Below are 25,101 nucleotides of genomic sequence, written 5' to 3' on the forward strand. Positions count from 1 at the left end.
TTGTTAAAAATAATCAGAATGTAAAATATTTAGTATTTTAAATTTAGTTTCTGATAAGTTTAATGATGAAAAAAAGAAAATAATGCGTTTAATTCCTTTCAACAAATTACTAGTCGTTTTTTTGATGGTATTCTCGCTTTCAGCAAGTGGAGCAGAAATTTGGGTTTCAACATCAGGAAAAGATTCGAATCTCGGAACAAAATCAAGTCCGCTGGCAACGGTTCAAATGGCAATGCGAAAAGCCAGAGAACTTCGTCGTTTAAAAGATCCATCGATTAAAGACGGAATCCGAATCATAGTAATGAATGGAACGTATTATTTAAACGAACCTTTATTTGTACGACCAGAAGATTCTGGAACAGCAGAAAGTCCGACAACAATTGAAGCCGATGTAAATGCAAAACCAATTATAAGCGGTGGAATTGAAATCACAAACTGGAAAAAAGTCGGGATTTTAAATGGTAAAAAAGGAACATTTTGGGTTGCCGATGCGCCTCAAAAAGCGGGTTCAATCATCAATTACAGACAATTATGGGTAAACGGAAAAAAAGCCGTTAGAGCCAAAAATACTGCAGGAAATGCAATGGACAGAATTTTGTCTTGGGATCATGAATCGCAAACTTGTTGGATTCCGTTTAAAGATAAATCAGTGAAGTACGAACCAGGAATGGAAATGTTTATCGTACAATGGTGGTCGATTGCGAATCTTCGAATTAAAAATATTGAAGTACAAAAAGATAGCGCCAAACTTTCGTTTGAAGAACCAGAAAGTCGTATTCAAAGCGAACACCCATGGCCTGCACCGTGGATTTCTAAAAATAATGGAAATTCAGCTTATTTCTTAAACAATGCTTTTTCGCTTTTAAATGAACCCGGAGAATGGTATTTGGACAAGAAAAATGCTAAGATCTATTATATTCCAAGAGCAGGAGAAGACATTAATTCGGCAATTGTAACTGCGCCTGTTTTAGAAAATTTGGTTGAAGTAAAAGGAACGATCGATTCTCCTGTGAGCCATTTTAGATTTAAAGGAATTTCATTTCAGTACAGCAATTGGCTTCGTCCTTCACAGCAAGGTCATGTGCCATTGCAGTCTGGTTTGTATTTGTTAGACGCTTATAAATTAAAAGTTCCAGGAACACCAAATCAGGTGAATTTAGAAAATCAAGCTTGGGTGGGAAGACCACGTTCGGCGGTTGAAGTAAATTATGCCAACAATATTCAGTTTGAATCATGCCGTTTTGAGCATTTGTCTTCGACTGGTTTAGATTTAAATAAAGGAACAAATCACAATACTGTAAAAGGAAATTTATTTAAAGATATTGGCGGAAGTGCCATCAACGTTGGGATTTTCTCTGAAGAAGCTTTTGAAGCGCATTTACCTTTAATCATAAAAGATGAAAGAGAAATGTGTTCTGATGAAGTGATTTCAGATAATTTAATTACGAATGTAACCAATGAAGATTGGGGAACTTTAGGAATTAGTGCCGGTTTTGTTCGAAATATAACCATTGAACACAACGAAATTTCGGATGTGTCGTATTCCGGAATGGCGATGGGCTGGGGTTGGACGCATACGCCAAACGTAATGCAGAACAATAAAATTCTGGCGAATAAAATTCATCATTATGCAAAACATTTACATGATGTAGCAGGAATTTATACGCTTTCTGCACAGCCCAACAGCCGAATTGAAGAAAATTATATTGATAAGGTTTACTATAGCCCGTATGCACACGATCCGTTTTTATGGCTGTATTTGTATACCGATGAAGGAAGTGAAGGTTTTACGATTAAAAACAATTGGATTGCCGAAAAGAAAATCCTTAAAAATCATAACGGTCCAAAAGGAAATATTTGGGAGCATAATGATCCGTATGTAAGTTCTAAAATAAAAGATGCTGCCGGAATTAGAGCACCATATAAAGATTTAGAAAAAGAAGTCGTAATCGATGAAAAATGGGGACTGCAGGAAATGCCAAAACCGTATGCAATTGAATTGATAGGTTCTGATTTTGATATCGAAAAAATCAAATCGACTTTAACCGGATTTAGAATTGTAGGTCAGGAATTGTATCAATGGAAAAATCATTTGGTGATTTACGGAAAAATGAATCAGCCAGAAAGAACAAAGCGAAAACTGGCAGGCGCTTTTCCTTCTTTAGAAATTAAAATCTATGATGATTTGGTTTATGATTTCCAAAACTTCGAAAGATGTAAAGATTCAAAACCAGCATCAGACTGGGAAAATATTGTTTTAACGGCGAATCTTCCTGCTGATGAAAAACTACAAAAAGAATATGTAGAGTATCATAAAACACAATTTGAAAAATGGCCAGAAGTAGCCAAGGGTTTCTGTAATGCCGATTTTCAGCAATTACAGGTTTTCAAAAAAGACAGACAATTGATTTTGGTGATCAGTATTCCGAAAGGAGAAAATCTGGATAAACTAAATCCAAAAACAACCCAAAATAATCCACGTGTAGACGAATGGAACGCCTTAATGAAAAAATACCAAAGCGGAATCGAAGGCGCGAAACCAGATGAAACCTGGATTTTCTTAAACAAAGTAGAAGCGAAATAGTACGTTACGTTAAACCCGACAGGTTTTTAAAACCTGTCGGGTTTGTAATGCAGAAAATATTTTGCCACAGATTAAAAAGATTAAAATGATTTTTATAATCTGTGAAAATCCTTTTAATCTGTGGCAAGAAAAAAAATCTAAAATCTAAAATCAACAATCTAAAATAACCACACCTCATGTTAAAAATAGCCATTCTGGGACTTGGAGAAGGACGAAGCACAATGTCGGCCGCTATAGAAAGTTCAAAACTAGAACTTGTTAAGATATGCGACAGAAACGAAGAATTGTGTAAACAGCGAGCAAAAGAATTCGATTTTCATTCGTACACCACCAATTACGACGATTTATTAAACGATGCGTCAATTGACATTATAGCGATTTATACGCCAGATCATCTTCATGCACAACATGTAAAACAAGCTTTACTGCACGGTAAACATGTCGTTTGTACCAAACCCTTTATTGATGATCTTTCGGATGCCGCAGCACTTTTAGAATTAAGTAAATCAACTGGAAAGAAAGTTTTTATCGGTCAAAGTTCCCGTTTCTTCGAACCAGCCAAAAGGCAAAGAGCGGATTACGAAGCAGGTTTAATTGGAGATTTAATTACAATAGAAGCTCAATATCACGCTGATCACAGATGGTTTTTAAAGAAAGAATGGTCGTTATTGCAATCGTTTAAATGGTTGTACGGAGGTTTGAGTCATCCTGTAGATTTCATCAGATGGTATTTGCCAAAAATTGAGGAAGTAATGGGTTACGGAATGATTAGCAGTAATGGGCAATCAGCAGGTTTAAAAAATGAAGATACGATGCATTTTATCTTCAAAGCAACGGATGGAAGAATCGCCCGTGTAAGCGGTGTTTATACTTCGCCGACTCAGCCCGCACAACGCGACAGTGGAATGAGCACAATTTTAAGAGCTACAGAAGGGGCAAGTCAAGCTGATTATCATGAATTGCGCTATGCCGTTACTGATAAAACTGGCGAAGAAAAAGTAATTACTTGGGGCGATAGCACGATAAAATATTATTTCCGTTTTGAAGGACAAAGTCATCATGGTGGGGAATATCAGAATTATTTAGAATATTTTGTTGATAGTATCGAGCAAGGTTTTGAAGCTTATCCAAACATGGAAGAAGGAATTGGAACCGTTGCTTTATTACAGGCAATGGATAAATCTTTGCAAACTGGAATGCCGGTTAAAATAGCCGATATTCTTAACGAATACGGACTATGAACAGTATCTACGATAAATTAACCACGCTCGATTTTGTAATTGTTGCGGGTTATTTAGTGGCTTTATTAGTCATTGGATATGTGGTAAGTATGAAGCAGAGAAAGAAAAACGAAACGCTTTTTCTGGCCGGAAACTCCTTAAACTGGTACAGCATCGGGTTTAATATGTGGGGAACTAATGTTGGGCCTTCGTCATTATTGGCTTTTGCGAGTATTGGTTACGCAACGGGAATTGTAGCAGGAAATTTCGAATGGTACGCTTTTGTTTTTTTACTGCTTTTAGCGATGGTTTTTGCGCCAAGATATATTGCCAGTAAAGTAAGTACGATGCCCGAATATATGGGAAAACGCTATGGCGACAGTACGCAGAATATTTTGGCTTGGTATGCTTTGGTAAAAATATTAGTAAGCTGGCTGTCTTTAGGATTATTCAGCGGAGGCGTTTTAGTACGTCAGATTTTGGGAATTCCAATGTGGCAGAGCGTAACGGTTTTAGTAATTTTCTCTGGAATTTTTACGTTTGCAGGAGGATTAAAAGCGATTGCTAAAGTGAATGTTTTTCAGATGATTCTGCTGATTGTAGTTTCATTGACACTTTCCTTTTTAGGCTTGCAAAAACTGGGTGGAATCGATGTTTTAATTGCTAAAACACCTTCAAACTTTTGGAATTTAGTTCGTCCTTCAGATGATGCGCACTATCCGTGGCCGGCTATTTTATTGGGATATCCTGTTGCTGCGGTTGCTTTTTTTTGTACTGATCAATCGATGGTACAGAGTGTTTTAGGAGCTAAAAATCTGGAGCAGGGACAATTGGGCGTAAACTTTATCGGATGGTTAAAAGTTATGGCTTTGCCGTTGTTCATTCTTCCCGGAATTTTGTGTTATGCGTTATATCCAGAATTAGGAAGCAATTCTGATCTGGCTTATATGACAATGGTTACCAATCTTTTCCCAAGCGGAATGAACGGTTTGGTAATCTGTGTGATGATTGCGGTTTTGGTGGGAACAATTGGTTCTTCGTTAAACGCTTTAAGCACTGTTTTTACGAATGATATTTATGTTAAGAAAATCAACCCGACGGCAACTATTCAGGATCAAATTAGAATTGGCCGATTAACAATTGCTGCTGGATGTGTTTTTGCCATTCTAATTGCCGTTGCGATTGACAATATAAAAGGACAGAATTTATTCAACATATTTCAGGCGGTTTTAGGTTTCTTGGCGCCTTCGTTATCTGTTGTTTTCCTTTTGAGTGTTTTCTGGAAACGTACGACTAAAAAAGCCGTAAATGCAACACTTTCTTGGGGTTCGGCTTTTAGTTTGTTTGTTGGGGTTTTGTATCTATGGATTTTCCCTGCCGATAAATATCCTGCTTGGCCTCACTTTTTATTGATTTCATTTTACATTTTTGCTGTACTTTTAATTACAGCTGTTATTATTTCTTTAACCGATAAAAATCCTGAAGTTAATTTTTCAGATGAAAGGGATATTCCTAAAACGAGTAAAAAGGTGAAGCTTTTGTTTGGGTTGTTGGGGTTGACGATTTTGATTTTGTATTTGGTTTTTAATGGGAATTAGATAATTTACTTAGTTCTAATTTATATAAACGCTTCTTTTATACAGGAAGCGTTTTTTTTTATATTTATAAAATAAAGAATGTTGAAAACACGTGTAAATACGTATTAATTTGCGAAGAATAAATAGTACGTTTGCATCAACGGGCTTCCAAATGTTAAGTCTTAAATCGAATTTTATTATCTGAAAACTATTAAAAGAGATATTAAAAAATTATGTAGCATATGAATGATTTTTTTAACAAGCTATCCTCTTATAACCTATTTAATAATCTTCTTCCAGGAATATTGTTCGTAGTTTTAATCAATCACTTTACCAATTATAAAATTTCCCATGATAACTTACTAATTAACGTTTTTCTATATTATTTTATAGGTCTTACAATTAGTAGAATATCGTCTGTTTATATTGAACCATTTTTAAAAAAAATCAAATTTGTAACCTTTCGCGATTATAAACTTTTTGTAGATGCAAGTAAGAAAGATAATAAACTTGAAATATTATTAGAGGTAAATAATAAATTTAGAGTTTTATTGACTACTATTATTTTAGTAATATTATCTAAAGTTTACTATTCTATTGATCTTAAATGGTTTAATTTTTCTGAAAACACCCAAGAATATTTACTTCTTATTTTTATTGCGATAATTTATTTGTTCGCATATAGAAAACAAACAAATTATGTAATAAAAAGAATTGACGCTAATACTTAAAAGTATGGATTTTGTAATAGATTTTGTATATGTTGGAGATGGGGATGGAATTGTTATTTGGGCAAGAAACCCAAATGAATCAGACATTGTTTTGTTTCTTGATGGAGGAAATCAAGGTTTTGGAAGTAAGATTGTCACACATTACAAAAAATGGATCAAACCTCATTTGTATCAGAACAGAAGGATTGCTTTTATAAATAGCCATCCACATGCAGATCACATAAATGGATTAATTGAATTAGTCAAAGAACTTGGAGAAGAAATGACTTGGGGAATTTATAACGATCCTGTTAAATTTATTTCTGAAGAATTACGAGAGAATATTAGACAATCAGCATTAAGAAAAGAGGATGCGGACATTGAGCATCTTTACAAGTCATTTCAAAAAATTCAAGAATTAAATGACTTATGTGAAAAATTCAATATTGAAAGAATAGAGGCTTTAAGTGATGTTTTTAATTATAATAAAGTTAAGATTGTTTCACCATCAAGAGAGTTTTACAAATCTAAAGTTCAGCTGTTTACAAATATTGATTTCCTCAAAAAAGTTGATTATTCAAAATCTTTTACAGAAGTAAATGAAACAGATGAACTATTAAAACCTTGTCAAGTTGTTGATGAAAAAAACGATGCTTCTCCAGAAAATCTTTCCTCAACAGTTATTGAATTAATTGATAGTAATAACAAAAGGTACTTACTAACAAGTGATGCTGGAGTAGAATCATTTGATGATATGGAAAAGAATGGATTTAGTACTGAAAACTTATTTTTTGTTCAACTACCACATCATGGAAGTCGAAGAAATATAAGTACAAATTGGATTGGAAAGTTTGATCCAGAAATGTTTATAATTTCAGCAGAAGGAAATATAAAGCATCCTCGTAAAGCAGTTTTAAGTTGTATTAAAAAAAATCTACCGAATTGTAATATTTACAGTACTCATAAAAATAAAGGAACGCTTTCATATACAACAAAAAGAGATGTTTTTCCCAATAGAAATTGGGGGAGTGCAGAACCAATATAAAATTTGTTTTTTTTATGATTTATTCCCAGTAGAAACCAACAACTCCCGAATATCAACCTTCAAATATTTAGAAACCTCATAAAGTGTTTCAATAGAAGGCTGAGCTTCATTTGTACACCAACGCGAAACAGTCGATACAGTTTTACCTAAATGATTAGCTAATTCCTTACTAGTTCGATTGTTTTCAACCAAAACAACTTTTATTCTATTTAACTTAAGTTTCGACACAATGTTGATTTATTGACATATCATGCAAATATCTTATAAATTAAATATAATAAAAATAATACTTAGAATACTCAAAATTGCCCTAAAACAATAATTTAGTGTCTAAAAAATATTATTTGTAGTATAATTTTTACTATTTTTGTTTTAATGAAATAAAAATAAAATGAAACAATCAGCGAAAAGACGATTAAAAATACAACCAAAACATATTGCAAGATCATATCATCGATACGTTATATTTCCAGAAATTCGTCTTTGCGGAAAATGGCTTCAGAAAATCGGTTTTAATTACGGGAATTTCGTAACGATTGAACATCAGCAAAATAAAATCATTATTACAACCAACAATGAAATTGAAGCAAAATAAAAATCATCTATCTAAACATAACCCGTGGTTTCAACCACGTGGACGCAATACATAACATTCCGTTTATCAAAATACGTTTCCCGTGGTTGAAACCACGTGCTATGTTTTGAAAAAGATTGCAAATACACAGATAAAATTTTGCTCGCAAAGTCGCTAAGGCGCAAAGTTTTTTATGAGTTGCCTCCAGTTTTAACTGGAGGAATATATTATAACAATAGAAAGGCTTTAGCCAAATATCTACAATTTGGCTAAAGCCTTTTGAGCTTTGTATTATCTGTCATCCAGCTAAAGCTGGACGCAATTAAAATCTTAAATTAAAAAAAAACTTTGCGTCTTAGCGACTTTGCGGCATAAAAAAAAATTAATCAACCTTCTTTTTCTTCTCCAAATTCGGCAAGAATCCAGTAATAATCCCAATTAATGGCAGGAACGCACAAATCTTAAATACATATTCAATACTTGTAGCATCGGCAATTTTTCCTAAAATAGCAGAACCTAAACCGCCCATTCCGAAAGCAAACCCGAAGAAAAGACCAGCAACAAGTCCAACTTTTCCAGGCATTAATTCAGTTGCATAAACCAAAATCGCAGAGAATGCCGAAGAAAGAATTAATCCGATGATTACAGATAATGTTCCAACCCAGAATAAAGAAACATAAGGCAACATTAAGGTAAACGGAGCTACTCCTAAAATAGAAACCCAGATTACATATTTTCTGCCGTATCGATCTCCAATTGGACCTCCAATCAAAGTTCCTGCAGCAACTGCGCCTGAAAACAAGAACAGATAGACTTGTGACTGCTGAATCGTAATGTGGAATTTATCTATAAGGAAGAAAGTATAATAACTCGTAATACTGCTCATGTAGAAATACTTAGAGAAAATCAAAACCAATAAAATAACCAACGAAGCAATTACTCGGTTTTTAGACAAATGATGCGTTTCGATTTGGTGAGAAGCTTTATTCGCATTTCTTTCCGATAAATGTGCCGTATACCAAATCGCAATTTTATACAAAGCAAAAACACCAACTAAAGCGATAATACAAAACCAAGCGATATAAGATTGTCCGTGCGGAATAACAATAAAAGCAGCTAATAAAGGCCCGATAGCACTTCCGGCATTTCCTCCCAATTGAAAAATAGATTGTGCCAAACCTCTTTTTCCGCCCGAAGCCAAATGCGCCACACGCGAAGATTCAGGATGAAAAATCGAAGAACCAATCCCGATTAAACTTACTGATAATAATAAGTAAACAAAGCTTGAAGATATCGAAACCAGAAAAAGTCCAACCATTGTAAAACACATTCCAACAATCAGCGAATAAGGTTTAGAGTTTTTATCTGTATACATTCCCACAAACGGCTGTAAAATAGAAGCCACCATTTGGTAGGTTAAAGTAATAATACCAATTTGGGTAAAACTAAGATTAAAATTTTCTTTAATTAATGGATAAACAGAAGGGATAACAGCCTGTAAAAGATCATTAATTAAATGAGAAAAACTGATAATGAATAAGATCGAATAAGTGGTTTTTTTAACTATGTCAGGATTTGCTTTAATAGTGTCCATGGGATATTTTTTGATTTTTAAATTAGATTAAAAAACAACAGCTGTATTATTTTTTGCAAAGATTAAAAGAATACTAATGTCAGAATTGCTATATTTGGACAATGAATAGTCAATATCGGACATATAGAATGGCGCAGGAACATGGATACAGAGTTGATCCATCGATACCTGTTATTGGTTATACCGAAATGGTAACCAACGAAATGTGTATTTCGCATTCGCATCCAAGAGGTCAGTTAATTTATGCAACCCGTGGCGTAATGAATGTTGTGGTGGGCAATCATATTTGGGTTGTGAATCCGTTGCAAGGTTTGTGGCTTCCGGGCGGAGTAGAGCATCAGGTTACTTTTCAGAAAGACGTTAATTACTACAGCGTTTTTATCGATCCCTCTGCAATGGAAGGATTGCCAGAAAACAGTTTTTCATTTGATATTCCGATGTTTTTAAAGCAGTTGGTTTTTAAAATCATTTCTTTTGGAGTAGAAGGAAATCTTACGCCATCTCAAAAAAGAATTAGTGACGTTTTTTTAGACGAACTGGCTTTAATTGAGCCAAGTGCCACATTCTTGCCAACAACCAATCACGAAAGACTTCAAAAAGTTGTTGAACTTTTAATGAATGATGTTTCAAGCAAAAACACAATAGAATATTACGCCGAACTTTCTTTTATGAGCACCAGAACTTTGTCTCGTTTGTTTATTAAAGAGCTGGGAATGAATTTCAGCGACTGGCGTACACGTTTAAAATTATTGGAAGCTATAAAACGTTTAGGTGAAAAACAATCCATTAAAGAAATTGCTTTTAATTTAGGTTACGAAACTACAAGTGCCTTTATTTATATGTTTAAAAAGCATTTAGGAAAAACGCCTTCTAATTATATTTTAGAAGATGAAAATGAATCTGATAGGATGATTGCTTAGATTGTAAGCCTAAATTAGAACGCGGATAAAACGGATTTACTTCGTAAAGACTCGGATTTACACGGATTTTTCTTTTAGTTTTATCCAAATAACCACAATCAATGTCATTTCGACGAAGGAGAAATCTTCGCAAGTAACTCCGCAACGAAAGTCCAATCTTTGTAGAGCTTCTCGTGGAGATTTCTCCTTCGTCGAAATGACAAAAAAGAGCAAATAATTAAAATCCGCTTTCATCCGCATCTTCGCGATAGCGAATCTGTCTCATAAGCGTCCCATAAAATTGTAACATCATTTTTTTTAATACTAAAAAAGTAATAACTCATAATTTTTCCCTTAAAAAATTATCAAAAAGTACTCTTTTTTATGAAATAGCAGGATAGTGCAGGGTGTGAAATGTGATGAGAACACTTAACTTTAGTCCCAAAATAGACTAACTATGCTAAACCGCTTTTCCATTTTTAAGACTTTACTTCTTTTCGTTGCTCTTTTTTCTTGTTCTCAAATATCGGCGCAGGAAAAACCAAAAGAAGCGACATGGATCTGGTATCCAGGAGATTTTGAAGTTTGGTTAAGCAATAAAATGCAGGTAAGACGCACAGAACGCGAGGCAGTATTTCCACCGCTTTGGCAATATTATAGCCCTTACGCTTTGGTCACTTTTCAGACAGAAGTAGATATTCCAAAACCAGATGAAGTGAAAATCTTTTCAGAAGGACCTTTTCAATTACTTTTAGATGGCGTTCAGATTTACGGACAGCCAAAATCAATTGCAGTCCCTGCCGGAAAACATAAAATTTCCTTTAAAGTTTATAATCAGGAAGTGTTGCCAGCCATTTATATTGCTGGTAATTACGTTAAATCTGATGCTTCTTGGAAAGTAACCAACGAAGATAAACTTTGGATAGATGAAACTGGAAAAGCACAGCAATCCGGGACGCCTTGGGTTCCAGTTGGTTCTTGGAATTTTAATTCGCCAGAAAATAAACCTTCTGGGTTTAAATTAACAACCAAACCTTTAAGTGCGAAGAAAACCGAAAAGATAGGATCTGGCCAATTGGTAGATTTTGGAAAAGAAACTTTTGGTTACATTAAAATTCACGGCTTAAAAGGAAAAGGCAAACTAGCACTTTATTATGGTGAATCTCGTGAAGAAGCGTTAGATTCTGCCAAATGTGAAACCTTAGATCATTTATCTTTTGATGGAAAACAATCTGAAACCTACACACATAATGGCTCGAAAGCATTTCGGTATGTTCAGGTGCAAGCAGATGCAGGAGTAAAATACGATTCGATTTCGATGCTTTATGAATATCTGCCATTAGATTATCGTGGCGCATTCAAGTCTTCGGATGAACAATTGAATAAAATTTGGGATGTGTCGGCTTACACGATGCATTTAACGTCTCGTGAATTTTTTATAGACGGAATTAAACGCGACCGCTGGGTTTGGTCTGGCGACGCTTATCAAAGTTATTTAATGAATTATTATTTATTCTTTGATTCGGCTTCGGTAGAACGAACACTTTTAGCACTTCGTGGAAAAGATCCTGTAACGGCTCACGTAAATATTATAATGGATTATTCGCTTTATTGGTTTGTAGGTGTTTACGATTATTACTTACATACAGGTGATACGAAATTCATCAAAACTTTTTATCCAAGAATGAAATCGCTTATGGATTTCTGTTTAGAAAGAAGAAACAAAAACGGATTCCTTGAACCATTAGAAGGAGACTGGGTCTTTATTGATTGGGCAGATGGACTTCCAAAAACGGGCGAGGTTAGTTTTGAACAAATGCTTTTAGCCAGAAGTTTAGAAGCGATGGCTGTAAGTGCTGAAATTGCTGGTAAAAATGAAGATCAAAAACAATATCAAAAATTAGGGAATGATTTAAAAACGAAATTATTTGATGTGTTTTGGGATAAAAAAGAAAACGTCATGAAGCATCAGCGTATCGACGGTAAAATCCAAAATATTGTAACCAGATATGCTAATATGTTCGGTATTTTCTTCAATTATTTTACTGAAGAACAAAAACAAAATGTAAAAAAGAAAGTGTTGCTGAATAAAGATGTTCTTCAAATCACTACACCATACATGCGTTTTTACGAATTGGAAGCCTTGTGCGCAATGGGCGAACAGAATTATGTTTTAAAAGAAATGAAAGATTATTGGGGCGGAATGCTGAATGAAGGCGCAACCTCTTTCTGGGAAGAATACAATCCAAACAAAAAAGGAACAGAGCATTTAACGATGTACGGACGTCCTTACGGGAAAAGCCTTTGCCACGCATGGGGCGCAAGTCCGATTTACTTATTAGGAAAATATTATTTGGGCGTAAAACCAACTGCTCCAGGTTATTCAGAATATGAAATTAAACCAAATCTTGGCGGTTTAAAATGGATGGAAGGAAAAGTGCCAACACCAAACGGAGAAGTTGCCGTGTATTGCGACACTAAAGAAATCAAAGTAAAAGCAGGCGAAGGAGAAGGAAAATTGATTTTTGAAAGTTCAGTTAAACCAAAAACAAACTCTGGAACGATTACAGAATTAGCAAAAAATAAATATCAATTGATTGTAAAACCGAATGTGGAGTATAAAGTGAGTTATAAAGCTTTGTGAGTAATTAGTAATTAGTGAATAGTTTATAGCGTCGAGTTTGTCATTCCGAGGAACGAGGAAACACACTCGTAACCATAAAGATTATCACGTACAGTTTGTCATTTCGACGTAAGGAGAAATCTTCGCAAGTAACTCCGCAAAGATTGTCGATTATAGTTGCAGAATTCCTAGTGTGATTCCTCCTCCGTCGGAATGACAAAAAAAGCTCAATAAAAAAATAAAAAACCAATGTTTTCAAAAAATAAAAAATACAATTTCAAATTAAAAGCAGCTTTCCTAATGCTCTTCACTGTCTGCATTCAAGCCACAGCACAAACGACATGGAAACCAGCATCATTCGAAATTGTAAAATCCAATTACAAAACATTCAAAACGACACAATACGCTCATGTATTTTCAGGAAGCAAACACAATATAGTTCGTTTAGCTCCAGAATTACAAGGTTTAACGGGAATTGAACTTCCTTTGGATCAATATAAAAATGGAACAAATGCCCCTTTACAATTAAAATTTAAAGAGCCTGTTCAGGTTTTAATTGGTGTTTTTCAAGAAAATAATTCAGAATATCTTCAAGCTGATAAACTTCAAAAGTCTAAATTAATTTTAGAAAACGGATTGACGATTACAGGTTTACCTCCAGTAAATGTTTATGCGATTTCATTTCCAAAAGGAACACAAACTTTAAATCTTGGAAAAGGATTATTTGCTGTTTTAGGAGTTGTAAAAGCTTCTGAAAAGCTAGAACCAAGAAATGCCAATTTTCCAGACGGAAAACTTTGGAATCCAACTTTTATCGTTGAAGGATTTTCAGATGAAAAACCACTTTTCGAAATTATCGGCGGAGAAAATAAACCCGTTATTGATGAAGGAATGTCTGGAACAGAAGGAATTCAAGGAGGTTTTGAAGGAGGACGTGTGGTAAAAGTCGGAGATACGTATCATATGTTTCCAACTGAAAGAGCAGGAGAAAAAGGTGTTGATTACTATTACGATCGTGTAAAAACCAAAATTGGACATTGGACAAGTAAAGATGCCATTCATTGGAAAAGAGAATCAACCATTTATCAAGCAAGCGGAACTTACGCCGTTACAGAAGATGATAATCCAATGAACGATCGTCGTGCAGCCATCTGGTCGTATATGCCGGTTTTTAATGAAAAAGCAAACAAATGGTACGGCTATTATTTGGCTTATACCGTAAGTAAAACAATAGAACCAAATCATTCATTCGGAAGAATTTGGCGTTGTGAATCAACTGTAGACGGAATCAATGGAATTGGCGGCCCTTATAAAGATATGGGAATCATTATGGAACCCGGATTAGATTCTCAGCCTTGGGAAGGACGTCAGGGTGTTGCGTCATTTTTTCCATACCAAGTGGGCGATAAATATTTCGGCTTTTACAGCGGCGCTTATCCGTTTAATTCTTGGGCAGATTATCCAAAGAAATCGGGAAAAGGCTGGTTTGTGGCTTTAGCCGAATCCAAAAGTTTAGAAGGTCCTTGGTTGAGAATGAACAAAGGTCTGGAACCCATTAAAACCATGCATCCGCAGTTTGTAGAAAATCCAATTGTAAGTCAATTACCAAACGGTCTGTACATCGCTATTTTCGACGGTGGCCCAGACGGCTGGGGACACCATTTACCTAACATGATTGCGTATTCGTTATCGGCTGACGGAGTGAATTGGGCAGAAGCACATTATTTACCAATAGAAACCAAAGTTGATAAATGGTGGGATATTATGAGAACGCCTTTGTGCTTAATCCCAGAAGGAAATGACGTTTACACAATAGTTTATAATGCAATCGACTTAAAAAGAAGATTTCATCCAACAGGAATGGTAAAAGTAAAATTGAATAGAGATGTGATGGATTCTAAATTAAAAGAGTTGAAGAAATAAAAGAGAGTGGGAAGAAGAAAGATGCAAGAAGCAAGATTTTAGAATATAGAAAATAGAGAATAGAAAATAGAGAATAGAGAATAGAGAATAGAAAGTAAAAACTTTGCGACTCTGCGACTTTGCGAGATTAAATCTTTCCAAAACAAAAACTTAGAGCCTTAGCGCCTTCGTGGCAAAAAAACATAAAAATGAAAATTAAATACCTAATTCTAACCATTTCAGCACTTGCTATAACCAGCTGTGCGACCAAATACAAGAAAAGAGAAATTACCGACAGCGTAATGCAGGAGATTTACGAGGAAATTAAAACACCTTATAAATACGGTTTGGTAATGGTTCCAACTGACAACTCATACAAAATGGATTGTCCGAGTGTATTTAGAAAAGACGGCAAATGGTATATGACCTATTTAATTTACGATGGAAGAGGTTATGAAACCTGGCTTGCAGAAAGTGACAACCTTTTAGATTGGAAATATCTGGGAAAAGTAATGTCATTTTCAGAAAATGAAAAACACTGGGACGTCAACCAAAAAGCAGGATATATTTCGTTGCAAGATCCAACTTGGGGCGGAAGCTACGAATGGGAAAAATACGATGACAAATACTGGATGAGTTATTTTGGCGGAGACAGCAAAGGTTACGAAGCAGGCGTTTTATCAATCGGAATGGCATATACCAAAGAAGCGCCGACAAAACCACACGAATTTCAGAGATTAGAAAATCCGGTTTTGACTCCAAAGGACAAAGACGCCAGATGGTGGGATAATAGCACGATGTACAAAAACAGTGTGATTCGCGATAAAGATAAAGTGATAGGACATAATTTTATCATGTATTATAATGCCCGTGGTGATAGCATAAATCCGGCTAAAGGCGCTGAGCGCATTGCGATGGCGGTATCAAACGATATGAAAGAATGGAAACGTTATGGCGATAAACCTTTAATCAACCATCATAAAGGAATCTCAGGAGACGCTTATATTCAGCGTATTAATGATACTTGGGTTATGTTTTATTTTGGAGCTTTTTGGACGGGTTGGAATCAAGGCGCATTTAACCGTTTTGCAGTTTCGAATGATTTAGTAAACTGGACCGACTGGAATGGTGATGACTTAGTTAAATCATCAGAACCTTATGATGATATGTTTGCGCATAAATCATTTGTGGTAAAGCACGATGGCGTTGTTTATCATTTTTACTGCGCGGTTAATAAAGCAGAACAAAGAGGAATTGCCATTGCAACGTCTAAAGATTTAGGAAAAAGTAAATTGAATTTTGTGGCACCGCCGGAGAAAAAGAAGAAGAATTAAGAGGGAAGTACAAAGTACAAAGAATTAAGATATCGTACGTTTTAAAACCTGTCAGGTTTAATTACGCAAAAATAAATAAAGACACAGTTTGTCATTTCGACGAAGGAGAAATCTTCGCGTCAATATTCTACAAAGAGAGGAAATACTTTGTAGAGCTTCTTACGGAGATTCCTCCTTCGTCGGAATGACAAAAAAACGAATAAAAAAAATATAGAATTAATGTCCAAACCATTTCAAATAAATAACTTTTCAAGGTTTCGATTTTTGATACCAAAATCGGTATTCACATTTTTCATTTTACTTCTAACATATCCCACGCAAGCCCAATCCGTTACAGGAGAACCTGCTGGGATTCCAGAATTTCATAAAAAATACAAGTTTGCTCCGTGGGAAGATCCAACAGTTACAAGCATCAACAGACAACCATCAAGAGCAACAGCTTATTCTTACGCAAGTGTTGAAGACGCTTTAAAAGGCGATAGAACCAAAAGCCGAATCCAGATACTAAACGGCGATTGGGATTTTAAATATGCCGTAAATCTAAAAGAAGCTTCAAAAGATTTTTATAAAAATACGGTTTCAGGCTGGGATAAAATCGAAGTACCTTCCAATTGGGAAATGAAAGGATACGATAATCCAATTTACAAAAGCGCCGTTTATCCGTTTAGACCCATAAATCCACCTTATATTCCTAAAGATTATAACGGAGTTGGTTCTTACCAAAGAAGTTTTACGGTTCCAGAAAACTGGAAAGATATGACCGTTACTTTACATTTCGGAGCTGTAATTTCAGGTTTTGAGGTTTGGTTAAATGGAGAATTTTTAGGTTATGGCGAAGACAGTTTTCTGCCATCAGAATTTGATATTACGCCTTACTTGAAAGCAGGAGAAAATGTAGTTTCAGTTCGTGTAATCCGTTGGACAGATGGTTCTTATTTAGAAGATCAGGATCATTGGCGCATGAGCGGCATCCAGCGTGAAGTTTTCATTATGGCTGAACCAAAATTGCGTATTCAGGATTTCTTTGTTCAAACAAAATTAGACAAACAATATACAGATGCGATTTTTAAACTGCGACCGAAAGTGGAGAATTTAACAGGAGAAAAAATAAAAGATTACACGATGAATGTTCAATTGTATGATGGTAATAATACGGCAATGTTCAAAGAACCGCTTCAAAGACCTGTGATTGATTTGATCAACGAAAGTTATCCTCGTCTGGATAATGTACGTTTCGGATTCTTTCAAGAAACCATTAAAAATCCAAAGAAATGGAGTTCAGAAGAACCGAATTTATACACAATGGTCATTTCCATAAAAGATAAAAACGGAAATGTTACCGAAGCCAAAAGTTGTAAAGTTGGTTTCCGTTCAATTGAATTTTCGAAAGAAAATGGAAAAATGCTCATTAACGGAAAAGAAACCTATGTATATGGCGTAAACCGTCACGACCATCATCCAACAAGAGGAAAAGCCGTTACAAGAGAAGATATAAAACAAGATGTTACTACGATTAAAAAGTTCAATTTCAACTTTATACGTACAAGTCATTATCCAAACGATCCTTATTTCTACGAATTATGTGATCAATACGGAATCATGGTTATGGATGAAGCCAATCAGGAAACACATGGAATTGGCGGGAAATTAAGCAACGATCCGCTTTGGACAAATGCTTATATGGAACGAATGATTCGAATGGTCGAAAGAGATAAAAACCATCCATCGGTTGTAATGTGGAGTTTAGGAAACGAAGGAGGAAAAGGGCCAAATCATTCGGCAATGTCAGGCTGGGTTCATGATTTCGATATTACACGTCCAGTTCATTACGAACCAGCGCAGGGAAATGCAAAATTAGACGGTTATATCGATCCGCTTGATCCAGGATATCCAAAAACAATTGATCATGCGTACCGATTCGAAAATCCGCAGGATGATTCGTATGTTGATATGGTCAGCCGTTTTTATCCGGGCGTTTTCACACCGAAATTTTTAGTCGATCAAAAGAAAGATACTCGTCCGATTATTTTCGTTGAATATTCTCATGCGATGGGAAATTCAGTTGGAAATTTAAAAGAATTGTGGGATGAATTCCGTTCGCTTCCTAGAGTTATCGGAGGCTGTATTTGGGAATTTAAAGATCAGGGATTAGTAAAATTTGATTCCAGATCAGGACAGAATTATTTTGCTCACGGAGGAGATTTTGGCGAGAAATACCACGACGGAAACTTCAATACAAAAGGAATTGTAGATTCTAACGGAAAACCAAAAGGTTCCATTTTTGAAAACAAATGGGTGTATCAGCCAGCGGTTTCGACTTTAAACGGAAACCAATTAGAAATCAAAAATCGTCAGGCCGTTAAATCTTTAGAAGGTTATATTCCGGTTTTAAAAGTGATGGAAAACGGAAACGTGATTAAAACTCAGATTTTAAAACCATTTAAAATTGAAGCAGGACAATCGACAGCTTTAGATATCAGTTCGTATCTGCCAAAAATGAAAGCAGATGCGGAGTATATTTTAAATATCGAATTCCAACTTTCAAAGGATGAATTATGGGCTTCAAAAGGTTACGCTGTCGCGGAAGATCAGTTTATATTGAAAAAGAAAGAAGCCGTTTCTCCAGAATTTAAAAAAGAAACGCTGAACGTTTCTGAGTCAGATTCAGATTTTAAAATCAAAGGAAAAACTTTTGACATCACAATTGGAAAAACAAACGGAGCTTTAAGTTCTTATATTTTTAACGGAGAAGAACAAGTTTTTGCACCGCTATTACCGAACTTCGTAAGACCGCTTACAGACAATGATAAACGTGGTTGGAAATCGCAAAAGTTGTTGAAACAATGGTACAAAGCAAAACCAAAATTGGTTAACATTTCAATTGATAAATCAGCTTCTGAAATTAAAATAACAAGCGATTACGAAGTTATAAAAGATAGTGCGAGCGTAAAAGTGATCTATAATATTTTACCAAACGGATTAATAAAAGTAGATTACAGTTTAAAAGCTTCAAACAAATTGCCGAACATTCCAAAAATCGGAATGCAGATGGGTGTTCAGAGAAAGTTCGATCAGATTTCATGGTACGGAAAAGGGGAACTGGAAAATTACAGCGATAGAAGTTTTGGTTCGTTTGTTGGGAAATATTCACTTCCAATTAATGACTTTATCGAACATTACCCAAAACCACAGGAAAACGGAAACAGATGTGATGTAAGGTGGATGGCATTAAGTACTCCGCAGAAAAACAACGGATTTTTAGTGGTAAACGATACCAAAGTTCTAAGTATGAGTGCATGGCCCTACACACAGGAAAATCTAAGCGCATCGGGACATACTTACGATTTGAAAGATCCTGGATTTTTGACAGTAAACATCGATTTAATCCAAATGGGAGTAGGAGGAAATGATAGTTGGACGATTGTTGCACAGCCATTAGAACAATATCAGATTAAGTCTGGAGATTATGAGTATAGTTTTTATTTGACGCCTTTCAGTGGTTCAAAAAATCAATTGGAAAGTAGTTTGAAGCAGTTTAAATATTAGTAATTTATAATTAAAAATTAAAAGGTATAGTTTGTCATTTCGAGGAACGAGAAATCGCACACGTATGTCGACAAAGATTGAGATTTTGTTTGAGGAGTTTCTAATGCGATTTCTCCTTACGTCGAAATGACAAATAAAAACGAATATTAAAACCTGTCGGGTTTACAAACGAAAATAAAACAGTAAAAATGTTTCAAAAAAAACACCTCTTTTTTATCTTACTCTTTGCGGGCATTGTCTCCGCACAGGAAATCCATAAAAAAGAAAATACCTTTTTTCAGCCTACCAAAGAATCCTCAAAACCGTGGACGTATTGGTATTGGATGCAAAGCGCGTATTCTAAAGAAGGCATCACAGCCGATTTAGAAGCGATGAAAAGGGCAGGTATTGAAGGTGCGTATTTAATGACGATTAAAGGACCAGCAAATCCGCCTTTGATTGATCCGCCTGTTTTGCAGTTAAGCAAAGAATTCTGGGATTTAGTGCATTGGGCTTTAACAGAAGCCGATCGGGTTGGAGTAAAACTTGGATTTCATCCTGCCGATGGTTTTGCCGTTGCCGGAGGCCCTTGGATAACGCCCGAAATGTCAATGCAAAAGGTAGTTTGGAAAGATACTATTGTTAGCGGAAACAACTTTAAAAATCTAAAATTAGCCATTCCGAATCATTACAAAGATTATTATAAAGACATTGCAACGTTTGCTATTCCTGTAAAAGAAAGTTTTATTACATCGGATAAAAAACGTCCAAAAATAACATCAACAAATCCCGAATCTGATGCGACTATTTTAAGTTCATCAGATAAAGACGGACTATTTAGAATGCCGAAAAAGGGTTGGATTCAGTACGAATTTCATGAACCTTTTTTATGTAAATCCATTCAAATTGAAACCAAAGGAAATAATTATCAGGCGCATCGTTTACTAATTGAAGTCAGCGATGACGGTAAAAATTTCAGAAGTTTAGGGAGATTAACAACGCCGCGCCACGGCTGGCAGGATGTTGATGCATTTTATACGCACAGCATTGTTCCCACAAAAGCTAAATATTTTAGATTCGTTTACGATCTGGAAGGAACAGAACCGGGCGCAGAAGATTTAGATCCTGCAAAATGGAATCAAGGTTTAAAAGTGGCCAAAATCTATTTGTCAAATGAACCTTTAATTGACAATTACCAAGGAAAATCGGGAGCTATTTGGCGATTGAGTCCGCAGACAACCGAAAAAGAAATTAATGCTTCAGATTGTATCGATCCATCAAAAATGATCAATATTTCGAAGTTTGTTGATGCAAACGGTATTTTAAATTGGAAAGCTTCCGGAAAAGGAAATTGGAGAATCATTCGTTTTGGACATACTTCAACAGGACATGAAAATGCAACGGCAGGAGCGGGAAGAGGTTTAGAAGTTGACAAATTTAATGCTGAAGCCATTCGTTTTCAGCTGGATCATTGGTTTGGCGAAATGCTTCGTGTTGCGGGTCCAGAATTAGCTTCAAAAGTGGTTAGAATTCTACATATGGACAGCTGGGAATGTGGAAGCCAAAACTGGTCGCCTGTTTTTAGAAACGAATTTAAAACCCGCAGAGGGTATGATATTGTAGATTATCTGCCTGTTATGGCGGGAATTCCTGTAAAAAATATCCAGACTTCAGAGAAGGTTTTATATGATGTTCGAAAAACAATTTCAGAATTGGTTGCCGAGAATTTCTTTGGGACTTTACGACAAATTGCTGACGATGCTAATGTAAAATTCAGTTCAGAAAATGTGGCGCCAACGATGATGAGCGACGGACTTTTGCATTTTAAATATATTGATTATCCAAGCGGTGAATTTTGGCTGAAAAGCCCAACGCACGACAAACCAAACGATATGTTAGATGCTATTTCCGGCGGACATATTTACGGAAAAGATATTATTCAGGCAGAAGCTTTTACAGCTTTAAAAATGGATTGGGACGAACATCCAGGAAATTTAAAAGTAGTTGCCGATAGAAATTATGCTTTAGGAATTAACCGTTTTTTCTATCACGTTTTTGTACATAATCCGTGGCTGGACAGAAAACCCGGAATGACTTTAGACGGAATTGGAAGCTATTTTGAAAGAGACCAAACTTGGTGGGAACCCGGAAAAGCTTGGTTTGAATATTGCCAAAGAGTACAGTTTCAGTTACAGAAAGGAAAACCGGTTATTGATTTAGCCGTTTTTATTGGCGAGGATTTACCTTCGCGTTCCGTACTTCTGGATCGTTTAGTGCCTTTTATTCCGAATGTTTTTGGAAAAGAAAGAATTGAAAGCGAAGCTATTCGTTTGAAAAATGAAGGACAGCCAAGTACTAAAATTCCAAAAGAAGTAAGTTTTTCTAAAAATTCAACCGATTTATCGCAATGGATTAACGCGATGAATGGTTACCAATACGATTCGTTCAATTCAGATGTTTTGATAAACCGCGCAAAAGTAGAGAACGGAAAAATCTCTTTTGAAGGCGGAATTGAATACGGAGCCTTATTGTTTCCGGGAACTCATAAAATGGCACCAAATAAGCTGCTTTCTTTGGCTTCCGCCGAAAAAATATTGCAATTAGTAAAAGATGGTGCAACGATTTTTGTTGATGAAAAACCAAATTTAGAACCAGGTTTACAATCGGATACAAATTTTAAAAAATGGCAGAATGTAATTGATGAAATTTGGAACAATCCAAATACATCAACTTGGAAAATTGGAAAAGGAACGGTTATAAAATTACCTTATTTAGAAAATGATTTTGCTTCAATTGGAATCTCTCAAGACGTTTATTTTCCAAATTTAAATAGAGCTGATTCAGAAACAATTGCCTGGACACACCGCAAATCTGATACGGAAGATGTTTATTTTATTTCTAATCAAAAAGAGGAAAAAAGAACATTTGAAGCTTCTTTTAGAATTTCAGGAAAGATTCCACAATGGTACAATCCCGTAACTGATAAAACTTCGGCTTTAGCCAATTGGAAAATAGAAAACGGAAGAACAATTGTCGCTATTAATTTAGATGCAAACGAATCTGGTTTTGTGATTTTTAAAGAGGAAACAAAAGAGATTTTAGCTCAGAGAAAATCTTCTGAATTTGAAACTGTTCAGACTTTAGATGAAAACTGGGAATTACAATTTGATCCGGCATTTAAAGGTCCAAAAGAAATTGTAAAAACAAATAAACTTTTTGACTGGAGTACTTCAGAAAATGATCAGATTAAGTATTATTCGGGAACTGTAGTTTATAAAAAAGAGTTTATCTGGAAAGGAAAAGATTCTAATAAAATCTGGCTTGATTTGGGTGAAATTGCCAATATTGCAGAAATCAAAATCAATGGGAAAGATTGTGGGACGCTTTGGACTTTCCCTTTCAAAACAGATATTTCAAAAGCTTTACAAAAAGGAGAAAATACTATAAAAATAAAAATCACAAATACTTGGGCAAACCGATTAATGGGCGACCAAAAACTTCCAAAAGAAGAACGATTAACATGGACAAATGCTGCATTTCGTTTAGAAGGAGAGCCGTTGCTGAAAGCAGGATTATTAGGGCCGGTTTTGCTTGTGAAAGAAAAGATTAAATAATTTTTTTGCCACAGATTAAATGGATTAAAAAGATTTTTCTAATCTGTGATAAAAGAAAAAAAATCAATTGCCTCTAGCTTTAGCTGGAGGTTTAAAAAGATAATAAGATAAAGGCTTTAGCCAAATAGTTAGTTTGGCTAAAGCCTGAGATGTTGAAAAATAATATAACCTCCAGCTAAAGCTAGAGGCAATTGAAAAATAAAAATATCCACAGATTAATAATCTTTTTTAATCCATTTAATCTGTGGCAAAAAAAATATAGAAATGAAAAAATCAATTATTGTCTTATTAACGATTTTAGCGAGCTTTCAAATTAATGCCAAAATCAAACTACCAGCATTGTTTACGGACAACATGATGTTGCAGCAAAAATCAAATGCTCCAATTTGGGGCTGGGCAGAAAAGAATGCTAACGTTGCGATAAAAACGTCATGGAATTCTAAAATCTATAAAGTAAAAGCAGACAATTCAGGTAAATGGAAAACAGAATTACAAACGCCATCATTTGGCGGGCCGTTTGTAATTGAAGTTTCAGAAGGAACTGAAAAAGTGACCATCAAAAATATTTTGATTGGTGAAGTTTGGTTGTGTTCAGGACAATCCAATATGGAAATGCCATTGAAAGGATTTCAAGGTCAGCCCGTTAGAAATGGAAATGAAATTATCGTAAGATCAGCAAATAAAAACATTCGGATAATCACCATTCCGCGTGCTACTGTTTTAGAACCTTTGCAGGATTTTGAAGGAAAATGGGAAACAGCTTCTCCAAAATCAACAGCTAATTTTAGTGCAACGGCTTGGTATTTCGGTTCACTTTTACAAGAAGTTTTAGACGTTCCGGTTGGGTTGATTCATGTTTCGTACGGAGGTTCAAGCATGGAAGCGTGGATGAATCAGGAAATGCTGAAAGATTTCGCAAGTGCTAAAATTCCGACTACAAAAGAAGAATTGGCAAAAGATCCAAATCGTGTTCCTACGACTTTGTTTAACGGAATGCTTTCGCCTGTAATTGGTTACGGAATCAAAGGCTGTATCTGGTATCAGGGAGAATCAAATTACGAAAGAGCTTCTGAGTATGCTGCTTTAATGAAAAAAATGGTTTCAAGTTGGAGAGCTTTATGGAAACAAGGTGATTTTCCTTTTTACTATGCTCAGATTGCACCGTTTAATTATGCTTCTTTTCATCCAAAAGATTATTTAGAAAAATACAATTCGGCTTATATAAGAGAAGCGCAGTTGAAAGCTTCAAAGGAAATTCCCAATTCAGGAATGGCCGTTTTAATGGACATTGGAGAAGAAAATAACATTCACCCAATGGACAAAGAAAAAGGAGGAAACCGTTTGGCTTTTCAGGCTTTGGCAAAAACCTACGGAATTGAAGGCTTCGAATTCGAAAGTCCTAAATACAAATCGATGGAAATAAAAGATGGTTCGGTTACGGTTTCTTTTGATGATGCAGCTAATGGAATTACGTCTTATGATAAAGAAGTTACTGGTTTTGAAATAGCTGGAGAAGATAAAGTTTTCTATCCGGCAAAAACAGTTGTGAGAAGAAAATCAGTGGTTTTGAGTTCAGATAAAGTGGTTAAACCAGTTGCTGTTCGTTATTTATGGAAAGATTTCGCGAAAGCAGAATTATTTAGTGCTGGAGGTTTACCAGTTTCATCTTTTAGAACAGATGATTGGTAATCGATTAAACCTTTTATGATATTTCAAGTCTTATAAGTTCATTTAAGTTATTACTTGATTGGTTAAAAGATTTTTTGAGTTAACCTGCTGGCTATTTAATGGTTGGCAGGTATTTCTTGAAAGCAGATAAAATAAATCAACATACTCGATAAAAAATATTAATGCAAAGTGGCTCTCCATTTTTAAGTAATTGTATGTCTAAATAAATAAG

The 25,101-nt window shown here is 35.2% G+C and carries 15 protein-coding genes; 13 read left to right on the plus strand and 2 right to left on the minus strand.

Annotation, left to right across the window (positions count from 1 at the left end):
• The first annotated feature begins 82 nt into the window (after nt 1–82).
• The 5 genes from APR43_RS03245 to APR43_RS03265 all read left to right on the plus strand — a co-directional run bounded on the left by APR43_RS03245 (nt 83) and on the right by APR43_RS03265 (nt 7,136).
• Complete coding sequence (locus tag APR43_RS03245) at nt 83–2,584, plus strand: L-rhamnose mutarotase (protein WP_053471890.1); 2,502 nt, start codon at nt 83–85, stop codon at nt 2,582–2,584.
• A 176-nt stretch (nt 2,585–2,760) separates the two neighbouring features.
• Nucleotides 2,761–3,825 (plus strand): Gfo/Idh/MocA family protein, encoded by a 1,065-nt coding sequence (locus APR43_RS03250; RefSeq protein ID WP_053471889.1) that lies wholly within the window; start codon nt 2,761–2,763, stop codon nt 3,823–3,825.
• A complete protein-coding gene (locus tag APR43_RS03255; RefSeq protein WP_053471888.1) occupies nt 3,822–5,402 on the plus strand; it encodes a sodium:solute symporter in 1,581 nt (526 codons plus the stop codon). Before APR43_RS03250 ends, APR43_RS03255 begins: the two co-directional genes overlap by 4 nt.
• A gap of 221 nt (nt 5,403–5,623) precedes the next feature.
• Nucleotides 5,624–6,112, plus strand: coding sequence for a hypothetical protein (locus APR43_RS03260; protein WP_053471887.1), 489 nt, complete (start codon nt 5,624–5,626; stop codon nt 6,110–6,112).
• 4 nt (nt 6,113–6,116) lie between these two features.
• Nucleotides 6,117–7,136 (plus strand): hypothetical protein, encoded by a 1,020-nt coding sequence (locus APR43_RS03265; RefSeq protein ID WP_053471886.1) that lies wholly within the window; start codon nt 6,117–6,119, stop codon nt 7,134–7,136.
• 12 nt (nt 7,137–7,148) lie between these two features.
• Here the strand turns inward: APR43_RS03265 and APR43_RS03270 are convergent, their stop codons facing one another.
• Complete coding sequence (locus APR43_RS03270) at nt 7,149–7,364, minus strand: helix-turn-helix transcriptional regulator (protein ID WP_053471885.1); 216 nt, start codon at nt 7,362–7,364, stop codon at nt 7,149–7,151.
• A 163-nt stretch (nt 7,365–7,527) separates the two neighbouring features.
• Between APR43_RS03270 and APR43_RS03275 the strand changes: the two genes are divergently transcribed.
• Nucleotides 7,528–7,731: a SymE family type I addiction module toxin gene (locus APR43_RS03275; RefSeq protein WP_053471884.1), complete on the plus strand. Its 204-nt coding sequence runs from the start codon at nt 7,528–7,530 to the stop codon at nt 7,729–7,731.
• 361 nt (nt 7,732–8,092) lie between these two features.
• On the opposite strand, the gene APR43_RS03280 is transcribed toward APR43_RS03275, so the two are convergent.
• Nucleotides 8,093–9,304, minus strand: coding sequence for an MFS transporter (locus APR43_RS03280; RefSeq protein WP_053471883.1), 1,212 nt, complete (start codon nt 9,302–9,304; stop codon nt 8,093–8,095).
• A 101-nt stretch (nt 9,305–9,405) separates the two neighbouring features.
• Between APR43_RS03280 and APR43_RS03285 the strand changes: the two genes are divergently transcribed.
• The 7 genes from APR43_RS03285 (at nt 9,406) to APR43_RS03315 (ending at nt 24,890) form a co-directional block, all read left to right on the plus strand.
• Nucleotides 9,406–10,224 carry an AraC family transcriptional regulator gene (locus APR43_RS03285; RefSeq protein WP_053471882.1) on the plus strand — a complete coding sequence of 273 codons (819 nt, stop codon included), beginning with the start codon at nt 9,406–9,408 and terminating at the stop codon, nt 10,222–10,224.
• Between the two features lie 436 nt (nt 10,225–10,660).
• On the plus strand, nt 10,661–12,847 hold the full coding sequence (locus APR43_RS03290) for a family 78 glycoside hydrolase catalytic domain (RefSeq protein WP_053471881.1): 2,187 nt from the start codon (nt 10,661–10,663) through the stop codon (nt 12,845–12,847).
• Nucleotides 12,848–13,075: 228 nt separating this feature from the next.
• Nucleotides 13,076–14,749 (plus strand): hypothetical protein, encoded by a 1,674-nt coding sequence (locus APR43_RS03295; RefSeq protein ID WP_053471880.1) that lies wholly within the window; start codon nt 13,076–13,078, stop codon nt 14,747–14,749.
• Nucleotides 14,750–14,937: 188 nt separating this feature from the next.
• A complete protein-coding gene (locus tag APR43_RS03300) occupies nt 14,938–16,062 on the plus strand; it encodes a glycosylase (RefSeq protein WP_053471879.1) in 1,125 nt (374 codons plus the stop codon).
• 264 nt (nt 16,063–16,326) lie between these two features.
• Complete coding sequence (locus tag APR43_RS03305; RefSeq protein WP_240514918.1) at nt 16,327–19,608, plus strand: glycoside hydrolase family 2 TIM barrel-domain containing protein; 3,282 nt, start codon at nt 16,327–16,329, stop codon at nt 19,606–19,608.
• Nucleotides 19,609–19,796: 188 nt separating this feature from the next.
• The gene (locus APR43_RS03310) at nt 19,797–23,201 is read left to right on the plus strand and encodes a glycosyl hydrolase (RefSeq protein WP_053471877.1); all 3,405 of its coding nucleotides are present in this window, start codon (nt 19,797–19,799) and stop codon (nt 23,199–23,201) included.
• Between the two features lie 264 nt (nt 23,202–23,465).
• Nucleotides 23,466–24,890: a sialate O-acetylesterase gene (locus tag APR43_RS03315; protein WP_053471876.1), complete on the plus strand. Its 1,425-nt coding sequence runs from the start codon at nt 23,466–23,468 to the stop codon at nt 24,888–24,890.
• The last annotated feature ends 211 nt before the right edge of the window (nt 24,891–25,101 follow it).

This window comes from Flavobacterium sp. NLM, from assembly GCF_002210235.1.
Classification (GTDB): domain Bacteria; phylum Bacteroidota; class Bacteroidia; order Flavobacteriales; family Flavobacteriaceae; genus Flavobacterium; species Flavobacterium panici.

Coding starts and splice junctions, on each gene's coding strand:
- APR43_RS03280 (WP_053471883.1), bottom strand. CDS start 9,304: ATGGACACTATTAAAGCAAATCCTGACATAGTTAAAAAAACCACTTAT.
- APR43_RS03295 (WP_053471880.1), top strand. CDS start 13,076: ATGTTTTCAAAAAATAAAAAATACAATTTCAAATTAAAAGCAGCTTTC.
- APR43_RS03300 (WP_053471879.1), top strand. CDS start 14,938: ATGAAAATTAAATACCTAATTCTAACCATTTCAGCACTTGCTATAACC.
- APR43_RS03245 (WP_053471890.1), top strand. CDS start 83: ATGCGTTTAATTCCTTTCAACAAATTACTAGTCGTTTTTTTGATGGTA.
- APR43_RS03275 (WP_053471884.1), top strand. CDS start 7,528: ATGAAACAATCAGCGAAAAGACGATTAAAAATACAACCAAAACATATT.
- APR43_RS03310 (WP_053471877.1), top strand. CDS start 19,797: ATGTTTCAAAAAAAACACCTCTTTTTTATCTTACTCTTTGCGGGCATT.
- APR43_RS03315 (WP_053471876.1), top strand. CDS start 23,466: ATGAAAAAATCAATTATTGTCTTATTAACGATTTTAGCGAGCTTTCAA.
- APR43_RS03265 (WP_053471886.1), top strand. CDS start 6,117: ATGGATTTTGTAATAGATTTTGTATATGTTGGAGATGGGGATGGAATT.
- APR43_RS03290 (WP_053471881.1), top strand. CDS start 10,661: ATGCTAAACCGCTTTTCCATTTTTAAGACTTTACTTCTTTTCGTTGCT.
- APR43_RS03285 (WP_053471882.1), top strand. CDS start 9,406: ATGAATAGTCAATATCGGACATATAGAATGGCGCAGGAACATGGATAC.
- APR43_RS03250 (WP_053471889.1), top strand. CDS start 2,761: ATGTTAAAAATAGCCATTCTGGGACTTGGAGAAGGACGAAGCACAATG.
- APR43_RS03255 (WP_053471888.1), top strand. CDS start 3,822: ATGAACAGTATCTACGATAAATTAACCACGCTCGATTTTGTAATTGTT.
- APR43_RS03260 (WP_053471887.1), top strand. CDS start 5,624: ATGAATGATTTTTTTAACAAGCTATCCTCTTATAACCTATTTAATAAT.